Raw genomic sequence first — 15,235 nt, 5'->3', positions numbered from 1 at the left:
CTCCGGTGTTCTGTTCGCGAGGGGTGTGCGGTAATTCTATTCGGTGGCGCTTGCGGACGCGTCGGCGTCATCGACCGGCACCGCGTCGGCTTCGGGGGCCGGCGCCGCGTCAGCTTCGGGCACCGCGACCGGCGGGAGCGCATCCGGGCCCTGGGTGACCAGGAGGGCGAACTCTGCGGCGTCGATGATGCGCAGGCCCAGCGCCTCGGCCTTGCCCAGCTTGGAGCCCGCACCAGGGCCGGCGGCCACGAAGTCGGTCTTCTTGCTGACGCTCGAGGCGGCCTTGCCGCCGGCCGCGATGATCGCCTCCTGCGCACCCTCCCGGCTGAAGCCTTCGAGCGAGCCGGTAGCGACCACGGTGATGCCCTCGAGCACTCCCCCGGCGCCCACCGCCGCACCCGGCCCCGGATGCCCGGGGGTCGCGAACTGCACGCCGGCCGCGGCCCACTGCTCCACGATCTCCTGGTGCCAGTCGACCTCGAACCAGGCGATCAGCGCGTCGGCGATGATGCCGCCCACGCCGTCGACCGCCGCGAGCTCGTCGCGCGTGGCGGCGCGGATGGCCTCGATCGAGCCGAAATAGTCGGCCAGGGCACGCGCGGCGACCGGACCGACATGCCGGATGCTCAAGGAGACGAGGATGCGCCAGAGCGGCTTGGTCTTGGCCTTCTCGATCTCGTCGAGCAGCTTGATCGCGTTGGCGGAGAGCACGAAACCCTCGTCGCCGTCGAAGGCCGCACCCGTCGCCTCGGCGTCGAAGGGCGGGTCGGTCTTCTGCCGCTTACGCCGGAACGGAGCCACGACCTTGGGCGACTCGCCGTCTTTGTCGAGCTTCGGCATCCCGGTCTCGGAGTCTCGCACGATCACCTTGATGGGGAACAGATCCGCCGGCTCGAGCGAGAACAGCCCCGCCTCGGTGTGCAGCGGCGGATCGGCCGGCTCGAGCGGCTGCGTGAGCGCCGCGGCACTCACCTCGCCGAGCACCTCGATGTCGAGACCGCCGCGCGATCCGACGTGCTCGACCCGCCCGCGCACCTGCGCCGGGCAGCTGCGCGCGTTCGGGCAGCGCAGGTCGATGTCGCCCTCCTTGGCGGGCGCGAGTGGCGTGCCGCACTCGGGGCACTCCGTCGGCATCACGAACGCGCGTTCGCTGCCGTCGCGCAACTCGACCACGGGCCCGAGCACCTCGGGGATGACGTCACCGGCCTTGCGCAGCACCACGGTGTCGCCGATCAGCACGCCCTTGGCCTTCACCACGTCTTGGTTGTGCAGCGTGGCCTGGCGCACCTCGGAGCCGGCCACCTCCACCTTCTCCATCACCGCGAACGGCGTCGCGCGACCGGTACGGCCCACGCTCACCACGATGTCGAGCAGCTTGGTGTTCACCTCTTCGGGCGGGTATTTGTAGGCCGTCGCCCAGCGCGGCGCGCGGCTGGTGGCCCCGAGCTCCTCGTGCAGGCGCAGGTCGTCGACCTTCACCACGATGCCGTCGATCTGGTGCTCGACGCTCGCGCGGTTGATGCCGTACGAGCGGATGAACTCCGCCACCTCGCCGATCGTGTCGAACACGCGGTAGTGCGTCGACGTGGGCAGACCCCACGTCGCCAGCAGCTCGTAGACCTCCGACTGGGCCGAGACAGGCGGATCGGGCCAGGCGCCGATGCCGTGCACGAGCATCCGCAGCCGGTGCAGGCGGTCGACCACGAGGGCGAGCTGCTTCTCGTTCTTGCCCTCGGACTTCTGCCGCAGCGATCCGGCCGCCGCATTGCGCGGGTTGGCGAACACGCGCTCTCCCGCCGCCTCCTGGGCCGCGTTCAGCTCGTCGAACGACGCGACCGGGAAGAAGATCTCCCCCCGCACCTCGACGAGCGGCGGATGCCCCGTGCCCTTCAATCGGGCGGGGATCGAGGCGATCTGCAGCACGTTCTCGGTGACGTCTTCGCCCACCACGCCGTCACCACGGGTGGCGGCCGTGACGAGCACTCCGTTCTCGTAGCGGAGGTTGATGGCCAGGCCGTCGATCTTCAGTTCGGAGAGGAAGCGCACGGTCGTGGCTCCCGCATCCCGCACCACCTTGGCGGCCCACTCGTCGAGCTCATCTTCGCTGAACACGTTGTCGAGGCTCAGCATCCGTTCGGCGTGCGTGACCGGCGTGAACATGGTGGTGACCGCGCGACCGCCCACGGTCTGCGTGGGGCTGTCGGGCGACTGCAGCTCCGGATGCGCACGCTCGAGCTCGTCGAGCCGGCGCACCATGAGGTCGTACTCCTGGTCGGTGACCGTGGAGGCGTTCTTCTCGTAGTACTCGTCTCGCAGCTCGAGGATGCGCGTGGTGAGCGCCACCGCTTCGTCGCGCGCCGCCTCGAGATCGCCCGGCGTCTCGCTCGGCAGAGCGGATGTCCCCTCCGCCGTCTTCGTCTGGGCTGCGGATGCCCTCCCCCGCGGTGCCATCAGCCGGCTACCGGAACGGCACTGCCGGCGGCAGGGACGCCGGCAGAATCAGCACTGACCGTGCGGTCGATGGTGCACTGCCCGAGCACGCGCGTACCCACGTACACCACGGCGGTCTGCCCGGGCGCGACCCCGTTCAGCGGTGTGAGAGGGGTGATGACGAGCTCGGGCGCGCCCTCGGCGTCGTCGCGCACCCGCGCCACGGCATCGACCGGGTCGGCATGCGCCCTGATCTGCACCTGGCACGCGAAATCGAGATCAGGATGCTCGGGCGCGAGCCCGGCCCAGGTGAAGCGGGAGCCCGCGATCTCGGCGATGTCGAGCGCCTCCTTCGGGCCCACCACCACCGTGTTCTCCTTCGGCCGCACCTCGAGAACGAAGCGGGGCTTGCCGTCGGCCGCCGGCATCCCGAGCTTGAGGCCCCGACGCTGGCCGACCGTGAAGGCGTGCGCGCCCTCGTGCGAGCCGACCACGTCACCGGCGCGGTCGACGATGTCGCCCGTCGCGGTGCCGACGCGCTCGGCCAGCCAGCCTGCCGTGTCGCCGTCGGGGATGAAGCAGATGTCGTGGCTGTCGGGCTTGTTCGCCACCGAGAAGCCCCGCGCGGCGGCCTCGGCCCGCACCTCGGCCTTCGAGGGCGTGGCGCCGAGCGGGAACAGGCTGTGCGCGATCTGCTCGGCCGTCAGTACGCCGAGCACATAGGACTGGTCCTTGGCCCAGGCGGCCGCGCGGTGCAGCTCGAGGTTGCCCGCGGCATCCGTAGCGATGGTGGCGTAGTGGCCGGTGCAGACGGCGTCGAAGCCGAGGTCGAGGGCCTTCTCGAGCAGGGCGGCGAACTTGATGCGCTCGTTGCAGCGCATGCACGGATTGGGCGTGCGGCCCGCGGAGTACTCGGCGATGAAGTCATCGACCACGTCGGCCTTGAAGCGTTCGGAGAAGTCCCACACGTAATAGGGGATGCCGATCTTGTTGGCCGCGCGCTGCGCATCCATCGAGTCTTCGATCGTGCAGCAGCCGCGGCTGCCGGTGCGCAGCGTGCCCGGCATGCGGCTGAGCGCCAGATGCACGCCGACCACCTCGTGACCCGCCTCGACCGCGCGGGCGGCGGCCACCGCGGAGTCGACCCCTCCGCTCATTGCTGCGAGAACCTTCATGGTTCCAGCATACGGCGGGCGTCCGACAGTGGAACGGTGGGCGGTCGCCACCGGAACTACGGGCGATTCGCACCGCAATTCGGGGAAATGCCCAGCGTCGCGGTGCAGAATGAGTGCGATGTCAGCACTGCTCGAGGCGCCGCGCGAGACCCGGGCCGCCAGCCCGCGACGCCGGCCCCGAACCCGCACGGGGGCGGCGGTGGGGGTGTGCGTGCTCGCGCTGCTTCTCGCGGTGTCGCTGGGGTTGCACGTGCTGGTTCCCGAACTGTTCGGGCTGTCGCTGCTGTTCGAGTCGGCCCTCCCCTGGGTCGGCCTGGCCATCCCGGTCGTGCTGATCGCCGCGCTCATCACCCGCAGCAAGGGGGCCGTGATCGCGGCGCTCGTGCCGGCCGTCGTGTGGGGCGCGATGTTCGTGCCCGCGATCGTGCCGCTCTCGTGGAGCGCGCCCGCGGCATCCGGAGACTCGCTCACCGTCGCCAGCCAGAACGTGGAGGCCGGATCGGGCACGGCCGCCGAGTCGGCCCGGGCGCTGGCCGCGACCGGTGCGCAGGTGATCGCCATGCAGGAGATGGACGACGAGGGGCGCGCCGCGGTCGAGGGCGTGCTCAGCGAGAGCTATCCCTATTCGTACGGCATCGGAACGGTCGGGGTGTGGAGCGCCTACCCGATCGAGAACGCCCAGGCTCTGGATCTCGGACTCGGCTGGCAGCGAGGCATCGCGGCCGACCTCTCGACCCCCTCAGGACTGGTCAGCATCTACGTGGTGCACGCCGCATCCGCTCGCCCCGACGACCACGCCACCCGCGACGAGATGCTCGCGAACCTGGCCGACTACGTTCCGCGCGACGAGAACGCGCGCCTGCTGATGATCGGCGACTTCAACGCCGGCAGTTCCGACCGCAACATGGCCGGCCTCTTCGGCACCCTGAGCGAGGCGAACCAGACGGATGGCGGTTTCGGTTTCACCTGGCCCGCTTCGATGCCCGTCACCCGCCCCGACCACGTGCTGCAGCGCGGCATGGCGTTCACGTCGAACTCGACGCTGCGCGTCGGCGATTCCGACCACCTGGCCGTGGTGACCTCGCTGAACCTGTAGCCGGGCCGCTGGGCCCGTTGGGCCGCTCAGCCCGATGCTCTGCGGAGCCGGGCGCGACGCTGCAGCCTAGATGCGCGGCGGGTCCCCGCGCCCATCCGCGGCTCCGCCAGGAGACGCGCCTTCCGGCGGAACGATGCCGGCCCGCTCGCGATCGATCGGACGCTGCCAGACGTAGATGCCGACGGCGATCAACCCCGCCCCAGCGCCAGGAGCAGTCCCCCGACGAGGTGCAGCCGCCCCGTGAAGCTCCACGCCGCTGCCGCGAACGCGAACGTGGCCCCCACGAAGAACCACGTCGAGTTCTGATCGCCTCGCAGCATCCTGCTCCCCGTTCCGGAGCCCGTTCCCGTGTTCTCGCCCTCGCCCTGCATCTCCCGCTCCTCCCGATCCCGGCCGCCCCTGGGGCACCCGCATCCCGAACTGCGCTGTCCCTCCACGCTACGAGTCCCTCCCACCACCCACATCCCCCGCGCGCCCTACCCCGCGCGGCCGATCCCCCATTGGTCGCAAAAATGTGTGTTCGGCCGAGGTTTTGAGCCCGAATTTGCGACCAAACGATCACTCACGAGCTCGAAGGGTCGGCTCGGGCGAGAGCCTCGCGCACGCGGGCCACGGTGTCCTGCGGATGCTCGGACAGGCCCTTCTTGCGCACTTGGACCACGTGGTGGTGGGCGCGATGGCGGAAGTCGTCGAGGCGGACCGCGTCCTTCTCGAACTGGTCGTAGTCGGTTCGATGCTGGTCGCCGTCGTACTCGACGACGACGCGCTGGGTGCGGTACAGCATGTCGGCGAAGCCGAGCGAGTGGCCGCGATCGTCGAAGATCTCCTGGTTGAGCTCGGGTTCGGGCAGGCCTGCGCGCACGAGCAGGAGACGCAGCAGCGACTCCCGGCGCGAGTCCGCTCCCTCGCGCACATCGGCGGCGGCCTCCCGCAGGGCACGTCCGCCCGGGCCTCGGCGGGACAGCGCGACGGATCGCAGGTGGTCGAGCCGAACGTATGGCCGCCGTTCGCCGCGTTCCTGTTTGCGGGGGCAACGCACCAGGTGGTCACCCGCTGCCACCAGGTCGTCGTGGTCGAGCACGGTACCGAGCTGACACCAGGTGGATGCGGCATCCGCTACAGGGAGCCCGTATCGACGCACGATCGTCAAGCCCGTGCCGGTGAGTCGATGCCCCCGTATCCCTCGGAGTCGCGGCACCGGCAGCGGCTTCACCACCCCCACATCCAACGCGCGCTCGGCCTCGAGACGAAGCGGCAGTGGGATACGCCAGAGGCGCGCTGCCGTCACGTGGCTGAAGAACTGCCCCTCGGGGCTGCGCAGGAGGTAGGCCGCGCAGAGCTCACGGTGAGTCATCGGCGGCGCGCTGGCCGGAATGCGCGCACCCGGATACGGCCGCAGCAGGTCGCCGCCCCGCATCCGCGTCGCGGTGAGCCCCGCATCGTGCCCCGCGCGCACAGAGAACGCCCCTCGTTCGAACCCGTCAGGCAGAGGAACACGTCGTGGCACCCGCACAGTGTGCCTCTCACCCTTCCCTTCCTGGCCCGTTATCCACAGCCCTCGGGGCGAGCGATGATCGTTCGGTCGCAATTTCGTGTCCACCGAACGCGCTTTTCGCACGAAATTGCGACCAAACGAAAGTTCAGGGGGTGGAGGGGGCGCGGGTGGAGAGGCCTGCACGGGAGGCCGCGGCGTAGGCCGCGGGGAGTGCGGCCACGAGGGCGTCGACTTCGGCGGGGGTGGTTCCGTGGCCGAGGGTGAAACGGAGGGCACCGAGGGCCTCGGGCTCGGGCACGCCCATCGCGGTGAGCACGTGCGAGACCTCGGGCACCCCGGCCTGGCAGGCCGAGCCCGTGGAGACCGAGAAGCCCGCCATGTCGAGCAGGAACAGCAGCGAATCGCCCTGCGCCCCCGGGAACGTGAAGTGCACGTTGCCCGGCAGTCGCCCCTCGGGCGAGGGGTCGCCCCGCAGAACAGCCCCGGGCACGGCCTCCTGAACTCCCGCGATCAGGCGGTCGCGCAAGGCGGCGAGCTCGTCGACGAATGGCGACCCGGATGCCACGAACCCCGCCGCGCCTTCACCGCCGGCGCCCGCACTCAGGCCACTCCCCACTGCGGCACGCGCGTCCGCGAGGCCCGCCACCCCCGCGCCTCCAGCGCCGTCGCCCGCGCTCACGGCGCCGGCCACCACGGGGCGCTGCCCGGCACGGGCGCTCGCCGCAGCACCCAGCTCGCGGGTCACTTCTGCGGCCGCCGCAGCGAACGCCACCGCGCCCGCCACGTCTTGGGTGCCGGAGCGCACGCGCTGCTGGTTGCCGCCGTGGATGAGCGGCTCCACCTCGCTGCGGCGCGCCAGCACGAGCGCGCCGATCCCCACGGGCCCGCCGATCTTGTGCGCCGACACGCTCAGCGCATCCGCCCCCACCGCCGCGAACTCGATCGGAAGGTACCCGTACGCCGCCACCGCGTCGACGTGCACCGGCACGCCGTGCGACCGCGCGACCGCCACGAGAGCCGCGACATCCTGAACCGTCCCCACCTCGTTGTTGGCCCAGAGCAGCGTCACCAGAGCCACGGATGCGCCGTGCTCCGCGAGCGCCGCCTCGAGCACGGCGGGCGCCAGCCGCCCGACGCCGTCGATGGGCAGCCACACCACCGAAGCGCCTTCGTGCCGCACCAGCCATTCGATCGCATCGACCGTGGCGTGGTGCTCGCCACCCGGGGCGAGGATGACGGGACGGCCCCCTGATGCCACAGCGGTAGCATCCGTCGCCTGCCGCTTCCACCACAGCCCCTTGATGCCCAGGTTGATCGACTCGGTGCCGCCCGAGGTGAAGATCACCTCGATCGGCTCGGCGCCGAGCGAGCCCGCCACCACCTCGCGTGACTCCTCGAGCAGGCGTTTCGCCTCCTGCCCCTGGCTGTGGATCGACGACGGGTTGCCCACCACGCCCAGCGCGTCGACGTAGGCGGCACGCGCGGCGGGCCGCATCGGCGTGGTGGCCGCGTGGTCGAGGTAGACGGGCATCGGGGGCGATCCTGGGAGGGAGGGAGCGAGGGATGGGAACGAGGAAGAGGAATAAGAGCAAGGGCCCGACCGGCGCAGACGCCCCGATCGGCACGATTTCAGGCGGCAACACGCCTGCAACTACTCTAAGTCTCATGACCCCGGCCGACCCCCTCGCTCGGCTCGGCGTTCGTCTGACGTCCCATGGCGGAGAACTGCGCGTCTGGTCCGAGAACGCCACGAGCATCGACCTCTGCCTCTACGACCACAAAGACCCGAACTGGGTCTACAAGTCGGTGCCGCTCACCCGCGACGCGAACGGTGTGTGGACCGGCCGTTCGCGCTCGCTGATCCCCGGCCGCCGCTACACGCTGAAGGTCGACGGCCCGACGGGTGCCGAGCATCCGCAGAACGCCTTCGACCCGGGCATCCCGCTGCTCGACCCCTACTCCCGCGGCATCGTGCGCTCGGGCCGCGAGTTCCGGAGCGTCGTGGTCGACGAGGAGTTCAACTGGAACGGCGTCACCAAGCCGAACACCCCCCTCGACCACACCGTCATCTACGAGGCCCACGTGAAGGGCCTCAGCAAGATCAACAGCCGCATCCCCGAGAACCTGCGCGGCACCTACGCCGGGCTCGCCCACGAGTCGAGCATCGGCTATCTCAAGAGCCTCGGCGTCACCGCCATCCAGCTGCTGCCCGTGCACGCGTTCGTGAGCGAGCAGCGCCTGCAGAAGCAGGGGCTCAGCAACTACTGGGGCTACAACACGCTCGGCTTCTTCGCCCCGCACAACCTCTACGCCTCGAAGGCCGCGCAGGCCGAGGGGCCGAGCGCCATCCTGCGCGAGTTCAAGGGCATGGTGAAGCTGCTGCACGAGGCCGGCCTCGAGGTGCTGCTCGACGTGGTGTACAACCACACCGCCGAAGAGGGGCGGATGGGCCCGACCACGAGCTTCCGCGGCATCGACAACGCCTCCTACTATCGGCAGACGGCCCGCGGCGACTACGTCGACGTCACCGGATGCGGCAACTCGATCGACACCGCGACCCCCGCCGTCACCCGGCTCATCCTCGATTCCCTCACGTACTGGGCGAACGAGGTGCAGATCGACGGCTTCCGCTTCGACCTGGCGGCCACGCTGGGGCGGAACGGCGACCATTACTACGACCCGCAGCATCCGCTGATCACCGGCATCGTCTCGGATCCCGAACTCGCCGGCGTGAAGATGATCGCCGAGCCGTGGGACGTGGGCATGGGCGGCTGGCAGACCGGCAACTTCCCCGACGGCTGGTCGGAGTGGAACGACCGCTTCCGCGACCGGATGCGCAAGTTCTGGCTGCGCGACATCAAGTCGATCCGCGAGAACGGCAACCCCGGCGACGGGGTCGGGATGCTCGCCACCCGGATCGCCGGATCGTCGAACACCTTCTCGCAGCAGCGCGGCCCGCTCGCGAGCGTCAACTTCGTGACCGCCCACGACGGCTTCACGCTCGCCGACCTCACCGCCTACAACGTCAAGCACAACGTGGGCAACGGCGAGGCCAACCGCGACGGCACCGACAACAACATGTCGTACAACCACGGCATCGAGGGACCGACCACCTCGCGGCCGATCGAGCAGTCGCGGCGCCGGGCCATGCGCAACCTGATGGGCACGCTGCTTCTCTCGGCCGGTGTGCCGATGATCACCGCCGGCGACGAGTTCGGCCGCTCCCAGAAGGGCAACAACAACGCCTACTGCCACGACTCCGAACTGACCTGGATCAGCTGGGACCGCCGCACCTGGCAGAAAGACCTCTGGCGCACCACCCAGCACCTGCTGCGCGTGCGCCGTGAGAACCCCGCGCTGCGGCCCGTGCGGTACGGCGTGTTCGGCGAGCGCACGCCCAGCGCCAGCCAGATGGACTGGTACGACGCCGCCGGCGAGTCGATGTCGATCAGCGACTGGAACTCCCCCGAGAACCGCACACTCGTGTACGTGGCGGCCTCCACGCCCGAGCATGAGCCGTTCAACCGGATCCTGACGGTGATTCACGGGGTGGAGGCGCCGATCACGGTGACGCTGCCCGTGCACGACGGGGTGTCGGCGTATGAATTGTTGTGGGATTCGGCTCAGGATGCGCCTGAACCCCACCACCACGACGCTGTTCTTCCCAGATTCACTCCGGGCGAGAGCGTGAGTGTCGCGGCTGCGTCGCTTCAGCTGTATCGGGCTGTCTAGAAGTTTGGCTGTGTTAGCTGCCGGTCGCGCCGGGCTTCGCTCGGCGTGACCGGGCTGCGCCGGTCCCTGCCCGGCGCCGCGCGACATGTGAGCGCGCGGTCGACGGGCGCGGGCTTCGCTCGCACCCGTCGGCCACACGCTCACCTTGGGTCATTGAGTACGGCCTGAGACTTTGGATGCTCGACCTCGCGCCCTGAGACTTCGGGTGCTCGACCTCGCGCCCTGACGCTTCGGAGGCTTCGCGGGCTCCACCCCACTCCCCGAGACTTCGGGTACTGCTCCCTCGCCCCGAGGCTCCGGATGCTCCACCCCACACCCTGAGACTGCGGACGCCTTGCCGCACGCCCTGAGACTGCGGGCGCTGGGGCACGGCTAGTGGGCTGCGGCGAGGGGGGTGCCCTTGCCTGCGGGGAGTAGGAGGGCCAGGAGAGCGGCCGCGAAGAGGACTGCGGCGCCTACTGCGATCGCGGGGACGGCTGCCGCGACGTAGCCGGTGGGGGTGAAGGTGCCACCGGCGCCCGTGAAGACCGCCGTGAGGACGGCGATACCGAGAGCCACGCCGATCTCGCGGAGGGTGGAGTTGGTGCCCGAGGCCTTGGCGTTGTCGGCCGGGGTCATGTTCGCCAGCACCGCCGTCGAGATGGGGGCGAAGACCAGTCCCATGCCGACGCCGGCGAACACGAACGCCGGCACGAGCACGCCGTAGTCGAGGGTGGTCGACATCACCGCCGCGAGCCACGCCACACCCGTGCCCTGCAGCAGCAGCCCCACGACCACGAGCAGGCGCGTGCCGACGCGCGGCGCGATCATCCCGGCCAGGGGCGCGATCACCATCGGTGCGAGCGTCCACGGCATGGTCATCACGCCGGCCTCGAGCGGGGTCGCGCCGCCGACGATCTGCAGGTACTGGATCAGGATGAACACCGACCCGAAGATGCCGAAGCTGAACGTGAGACCGACGATGTTCGCCACGGTGAACGAGCGGTCGCGGAACAGCCGCAGCGGCAGCAGCGGGTTCGGCACCCGGCGCTCCCACAGGATGAACGCCGCCATCAGCACGACACCGGCGGCGAGCGCTCCCACGACCTCGAGGCTCCCCCAGCCCGCGTCGTTGCCCCGCACGATCCCGTAGACGATCCCGAGCACGCCGAGCCCCGCCAGCAGCACGCCCACCACGTCGGCCCGCAGCCGGGCCCCGAACGAATTCGGCAGCGCGAACAGCACCAGCGGCACGCTCAGGATGCCCACGGGCACGTTCAGCCAGAAGATCGCATCCCAGTTCCAGCCCTGGATCACGGCCCCGCCGATCAGCGGGCCGAGCGCCACGCCGAGGCCCGAGATGCCGCCCCAGATGCCGATCGCCAACGGACGGAACCGCGCACTCACCGACCCCACGAGCAGCGTCAGCGACAGCGGCATCAGCGCGGCCGCCCCCACGCCCTGCACGGCGCGGGCGGCGATCAGCATCCACGGCTCGGTGCTGATGGCGCAGAGAGCGGATGCCACGGTGAACAGGGCGATCCCGGCGATGAAGACGTTCCGCCGGCCGAGGCGGTCACCGAGCGCCACGGCGAGCAGCATGAACGTGGCAAAGCTCAGCGTGTAGGCGTTCACGAACCACTGCAGCTGCTCGATCGAGGCGTTCAGCTCGCGGCCGAGCACCGGCAGGGCGCTGGTGACGACGAGGTTGTCGAGCGTGGCCATGAACATCGGGATGCTCGCGGCCACGATGGCGAGCCAGATCGGGATACGGCGACGCGGGGCGGGAACCGCCGTCGCGTCGAGCGGGGCGGAGACGGGTTCCACCGCTTCGGTGAGTGCCATGAGCGACTCCTTCGAAAGACTTAGGTAATCGGATGATTACAAAGATCACCGTAAGTAATCGACTGATACCCTGTCAAGTGTGAGCGAGAAACGATCCCGGATGCCGTCCGAAGAGCGTCGCGAGCTGGTGCTGGATGCCGCGATGACGGTGTTCGGCGATCTCGGCTACGCGGGAGCGACGACCGACATGATCGCGCGCGCGGCGGGCGTCAGCCAGCCCTACGTGGTGCGGATGTTCGGCACCAAGGAGCAGCTCTTCCTAGACGTGCTCGGCCGGGCGCTCGACGCCATCATGCAGGCGTTCCGCACTGCGATCGCCGGCGATCCCGACCTTCCGCTGCAGCGCAGGCTGGGGCTCGCGTACTTCGAGCTCACCGCCAACCGCGGCATCCTGCTCTGCCTGATGCACGCCTTCGCGCTCGGCGCCGATCCGGTGATCGGCCCGGCCGCGCGCTGCGGCTTCATGGAGGTGTACCAGCTGCTCCGCGAGGAGGGCGGCATGGACGCCCCCGAGGCCTCCGAGTTCCTGGCGGGCGGGATGCTCGCCAACGTCGTGCTCGGGGTGCGCCTGTTCGACGACTACGACAGCGACCCCGCTGTGCAGGAGCTGATGGGCGCCGTCTTCCCCGAGAAGCTCGACCTCATCCGCCGCTCGCACCCGCCGCTGAAGGCCGCCACCCCGGCGCGCGGCGGCGTCAGTGCGCCACCGCGATGAGGCCGAGCTCGGCCTCTGAGGCCAGGTTCGCGTGCTTCGGGACCACCCGGACGGTGTAGCCGAAGGAGCCCGCGCGGGAGAGCGCGACCGTTCCCGAGTACACGAGTTCCGAAGGCACCTCTGCGGGCTCGTCGGCGTCGGCCGCGGCGGCCGCATCCGTCAGATCCGCCCCGCCCGTCTCCGCACCGCCCGCCGCCGCCGGGGCGGAGCGCGCGTGCGGCGTGCTCAGCTCGGCCACGGCCGGGTCGCTGAGGTCGTCGCCGTGCACCGCCTGCCCGTAGACGACCTCCACCGCCACGTCGTGCGGCGACAGCCCGCCCAGCTGGATGTGGGCGCGCACGTGCAGCTCGTCGCCCACCTGGGGCGTGTCGTCGAGCCCGCCCGACTCCACGTGCAGCACGGCCACACCGGGCCACGCCGCGCGCACGCGATCCTTCCACTGCGACAGGGATCGCGCCGCCGAGTGGTCGTCCACCGTCATCGCCCGCTCGGCGGTCGCGGCCGGGATGTAGAGCCGCTGCACGTACTCGCGCACCATCCGCTCGGCCGACAGCTCGGGCGAGAGCGTGGCGAGCGTGTGCCGGATCGACTGCATCCAGTGCTGCGGGATGCCGTCGGCGTCGCGATCGTAGAACCGCGGCGCGACCTGGTTCTCCATCAAGTCGTAGAGCGCCTCGGCCTCGAGCGCGTCGCGCTCGGCCGCATCCCCCGCCGAGTCGGCGGTGGGGATGGCCCAGCCGTTCTCGCCGTCGTAGTACTCGTTCCACCAGCCGTCGAGGATCGACAGGTTCAGCCCGCCGTTCAGCGCCGCCTTCATGCCCGAGGTGCCACAGGCCTCCAGCAGCCGCAGCGGGTTGTTCAGCCACACGTCGGTGCCCGGGTACAGCAGCTGCGCCATCCCGATGTCGTAGTTCGGCAAGAACACGATCCGCTGGCGGACGGACGGATCGGAGGCGAACTGCACGAGCTTCTGGATCAGCCGCTTGCCCTCTTCGTCGGCCGGATGCGACTTGCCGGCGATCACCAGCTGGATCGGCCGTTCCGGGTTCAGCAGGATCGACTTCAGCCGCTCGGGGTCGTGCAGCATCAGCGTGAGGCGCTTGTACGTCGGCACCCGCCGCGCGAAGCCGATGGTGAGCACCTCGGGGTCGAGCAGGTTCTGGAACCAGGCCGGCGGGATGGAATCGGGGTTCTGCTCCCGCCAGGCCTCGGTGACCCGGCGCCGGGCGTCGTGCACGAGCTGGCGCCGCATGTCGCCGCGCACCCGCCAGAGCTCGCCGTCGGTGACGGCGTCCGAGGCCCAGTCGGCCGTCGTGGTGTCGCCCGTGCCGAGCTTCGTGCGGGCCAGCTCCTGCAGCAGCGGGTCGGTCCAGGTGGGTGCGTGCACACCGTTGGTCACCGAGGTGATCGGCACGTCGGAGCGGTCGAATCCCGGCCACAGCCCGGCGAACATCCCGCGGCTCACCTCGCCGTGCAGCACCGAGACGCCGTTGGCGCGCTGGCCCAGCCGCAGCCCCATCACGGCCATGTTGAACACGTCGGGCGACCCGCCCTCGTAGTCCTCGGCCCCCAGAGCCAGCACCGACGGAGCCTCGAGCCCCGGCAGCATGTCGGTCGAGAAGTACCTCTCGATCAAGCCCCGCTCGAAGCGGTCGATGCCTGCGGGCACCGGCGTGTGCGTGGTGAACACGGTGCCCGCGCGCACCACCTGCAGCGCCTCGTCGAACGAGAGCCCCCCGCCGATCAGCGTCGAGATACGCTCGAGCCCCAGGAACCCGGCGTGCCCCTCGTTGGTGTGGTACACCTCGGGCATCGGGGCATCCGTCAGCTCGGAGACCACCTCGATGGCCCGCACTCCGCCGATGCCGAGCAGCAGCTCCTGCAGCAGGCGGTGCTCGCCGCCGCCGCCGTAGAGCCGGTCGGTGACCGAGCGCAGCTCGTCGGAGTTGTCGGGGATGTCGGTGTCCAGCAGCAGCAGGCGCACGCGGCCCACCTGGGCCTGCCAGATGCGGGCGTAGAGGGCGCGGTCGTCCGGCAGCGCCAGCACGATCTGCGCCGGCGACCCGTCGGCCATCCGCAGCACCGACAGCGGCAGTCCGTCGGGGTCGAGCACGGGGTAGCTCTCCTCCTGCCAGCCGTCGCGCGAGATCGCCTGCGAGAAGTACCCCGAGCGGTAGAACAGGCCAACGCCGATGATCGGCACGCCGAGGTCCGAGGCCGCCTTCAGGTGGTCGCCGGCCAGGATGCCGAGGCCTCCCGAGTACTGCGGCAGGGCGGCCGCGATGCCGAACTCCGGCGAGAAGTAGCCGATCGACCGCGGGCGCGCCCCCTCGAGCCCTTGGTACCAGCGGGGCTCGCGCAGATAGGCGGCGAGGTCTTCGCGCAGGCTGTCGGCCCAGGCAACGAACCCCGGATCGGCCGCGAGCTGCTCCAACCGCTCGGGTCGCACCGCTCCCAGAAGGGCGACGGGGTCGCCGTGGGTCGCGGCCCAGTCGTCGGGCGAGATGTGCGCGAAGATCTGCCTCGTCGGCTGGTGCCAGGCCCAGCGCAGATTGGCGGCCAGCTCGCCGAGCGCCGAGAGCGACTCCGGCAGCACGGAACGGACGGTGAACCTGCGAATCGCCTTCACGTGAGAGTCTCCTTCAGGGGGAGGGCCATGGGTAGGGCCCCGATCGACCCCGCCAGCCTAAGCCAGAGCTGTTACCAGGTCGTGAACACGTTGCGGGCACCGCTGTTCTCGGTAGGGTCTGAGTGTGGCAGCTACAGGC

10 protein-coding genes are annotated in these 15,235 nt (G+C 70.4%); 3 read left to right on the top strand and 7 right to left on the bottom strand.

Features of this window, described 5'->3' with window-relative positions; all coding sequences use genetic code 11:
* Positions 1 to 36: 36 nt before the first annotated feature.
* The gene (ligA, locus tag Q0D75_RS02635; protein ID WP_291049046.1) at positions 37 to 2,451 is read right to left on the bottom strand and encodes an NAD-dependent DNA ligase LigA; all 2,415 of its coding nucleotides are present in this window, start codon (positions 2,449 to 2,451) and stop codon (positions 37 to 39) included.
* The gene (gene mnmA, locus Q0D75_RS02630; RefSeq protein ID WP_291049044.1) at positions 2,451 to 3,605 is read right to left on the bottom strand and encodes a tRNA 2-thiouridine(34) synthase MnmA; all 1,155 of its coding nucleotides are present in this window, start codon (positions 3,603 to 3,605) and stop codon (positions 2,451 to 2,453) included. Before mnmA ends, ligA begins: the two co-directional genes overlap by 1 nt.
* 118 nt (positions 3,606 to 3,723) lie before the next feature.
* Here mnmA and Q0D75_RS02625 point away from each other — a divergent pair, with 118 nt between their 5' ends.
* Positions 3,724 to 4,701, top strand: a complete 978-nt coding sequence (locus Q0D75_RS02625; RefSeq protein WP_291049042.1) for an endonuclease/exonuclease/phosphatase family protein — start codon at positions 3,724 to 3,726, stop codon at positions 4,699 to 4,701.
* Positions 4,702 to 4,889: 188 nt separating this feature from the next.
* On the opposite strand, the gene Q0D75_RS02620 is transcribed toward Q0D75_RS02625, so the two are convergent.
* The 3 genes from Q0D75_RS02620 to Q0D75_RS02610 all read right to left on the bottom strand — a co-directional run bounded on the left by Q0D75_RS02620 (position 4,890) and on the right by Q0D75_RS02610 (position 7,727).
* Complete coding sequence (locus Q0D75_RS02620; RefSeq protein WP_291049039.1) at positions 4,890 to 5,072, bottom strand: hypothetical protein; 183 nt, start codon at positions 5,070 to 5,072, stop codon at positions 4,890 to 4,892.
* A gap of 191 nt (positions 5,073 to 5,263) precedes the next feature.
* Positions 5,264 to 6,157 carry a hypothetical protein gene (locus tag Q0D75_RS02615; protein WP_291049036.1) on the bottom strand — a complete coding sequence of 298 codons (894 nt, stop codon included), beginning with the start codon at positions 6,155 to 6,157 and terminating at the stop codon, positions 5,264 to 5,266.
* A 184-nt stretch (positions 6,158 to 6,341) separates the two neighbouring features.
* Positions 6,342 to 7,727, bottom strand: coding sequence for a cysteine desulfurase family protein (locus Q0D75_RS02610; protein WP_291049034.1), 1,386 nt, complete (start codon positions 7,725 to 7,727; stop codon positions 6,342 to 6,344).
* Between the two features lie 134 nt (positions 7,728 to 7,861).
* Between Q0D75_RS02610 and glgX the strand changes: the two genes are divergently transcribed.
* The gene (gene glgX / locus Q0D75_RS02605) at positions 7,862 to 9,928 is read left to right on the top strand and encodes a glycogen debranching protein GlgX (protein WP_291049032.1); all 2,067 of its coding nucleotides are present in this window, start codon (positions 7,862 to 7,864) and stop codon (positions 9,926 to 9,928) included.
* A 372-nt stretch (positions 9,929 to 10,300) separates the two neighbouring features.
* Here glgX and Q0D75_RS02600 read toward each other — a convergent pair whose 3' ends face one another.
* A complete protein-coding gene (locus Q0D75_RS02600; protein ID WP_291049030.1) occupies positions 10,301 to 11,752 on the bottom strand; it encodes a DHA2 family efflux MFS transporter permease subunit in 1,452 nt (483 codons plus the stop codon).
* Between the two features lie 79 nt (positions 11,753 to 11,831).
* Between Q0D75_RS02600 and Q0D75_RS02595 the strand changes: the two genes are divergently transcribed.
* On the top strand, positions 11,832 to 12,467 hold the full coding sequence (locus Q0D75_RS02595) for a TetR/AcrR family transcriptional regulator (protein ID WP_291049028.1): 636 nt from the start codon (positions 11,832 to 11,834) through the stop codon (positions 12,465 to 12,467).
* On the opposite strand, the gene glgP is transcribed toward Q0D75_RS02595, so the two are convergent.
* Positions 12,448 to 15,096 (bottom strand): alpha-glucan family phosphorylase, encoded by a 2,649-nt coding sequence (gene glgP, locus Q0D75_RS02590; protein ID WP_291049026.1) that lies wholly within the window; start codon positions 15,094 to 15,096, stop codon positions 12,448 to 12,450. The two genes, Q0D75_RS02595 and glgP, sit on opposite strands and share 20 nt — an antisense overlap.
* Between the last annotated feature and the right edge of the window lie 139 nt (positions 15,097 to 15,235).

Origin of the sequence: Herbiconiux sp. (assembly GCF_023264855.1) — a bacterium.
GTDB lineage: Bacteria > Actinomycetota > Actinomycetes > Actinomycetales > Microbacteriaceae > Herbiconiux.
The sequence above is the reverse complement of the archived record's forward strand: the minus strand, read 5'-3'. Positions and strand labels throughout refer to the sequence as shown.

Excerpts from the sequence above, each read along its gene's own strand:
- mnmA (WP_291049044.1), bottom strand. The coding sequence starts at position 3,605 with ATGAAGGTTCTCGCAGCAATGAGCGGAGGGGTCGACTCCGCGGTGGCC.
- Q0D75_RS02625 (WP_291049042.1), top strand. The coding sequence starts at position 3,724 with ATGTCAGCACTGCTCGAGGCGCCGCGCGAGACCCGGGCCGCCAGCCCG.
- Q0D75_RS02620 (WP_291049039.1), bottom strand. The coding sequence starts at position 5,072 with ATGCAGGGCGAGGGCGAGAACACGGGAACGGGCTCCGGAACGGGGAGC.
- Q0D75_RS02600 (WP_291049030.1), bottom strand. The coding sequence starts at position 11,752 with ATGGCACTCACCGAAGCGGTGGAACCCGTCTCCGCCCCGCTCGACGCG.
- Q0D75_RS02610 (WP_291049034.1), bottom strand. The coding sequence starts at position 7,727 with ATGCCCGTCTACCTCGACCACGCGGCCACCACGCCGATGCGGCCCGCC.
- ligA (WP_291049046.1), bottom strand. The coding sequence starts at position 2,451 with ATGGCACCGCGGGGGAGGGCATCCGCAGCCCAGACGAAGACGGCGGAG.
- glgX (WP_291049032.1), top strand. The coding sequence starts at position 7,862 with ATGACCCCGGCCGACCCCCTCGCTCGGCTCGGCGTTCGTCTGACGTCC.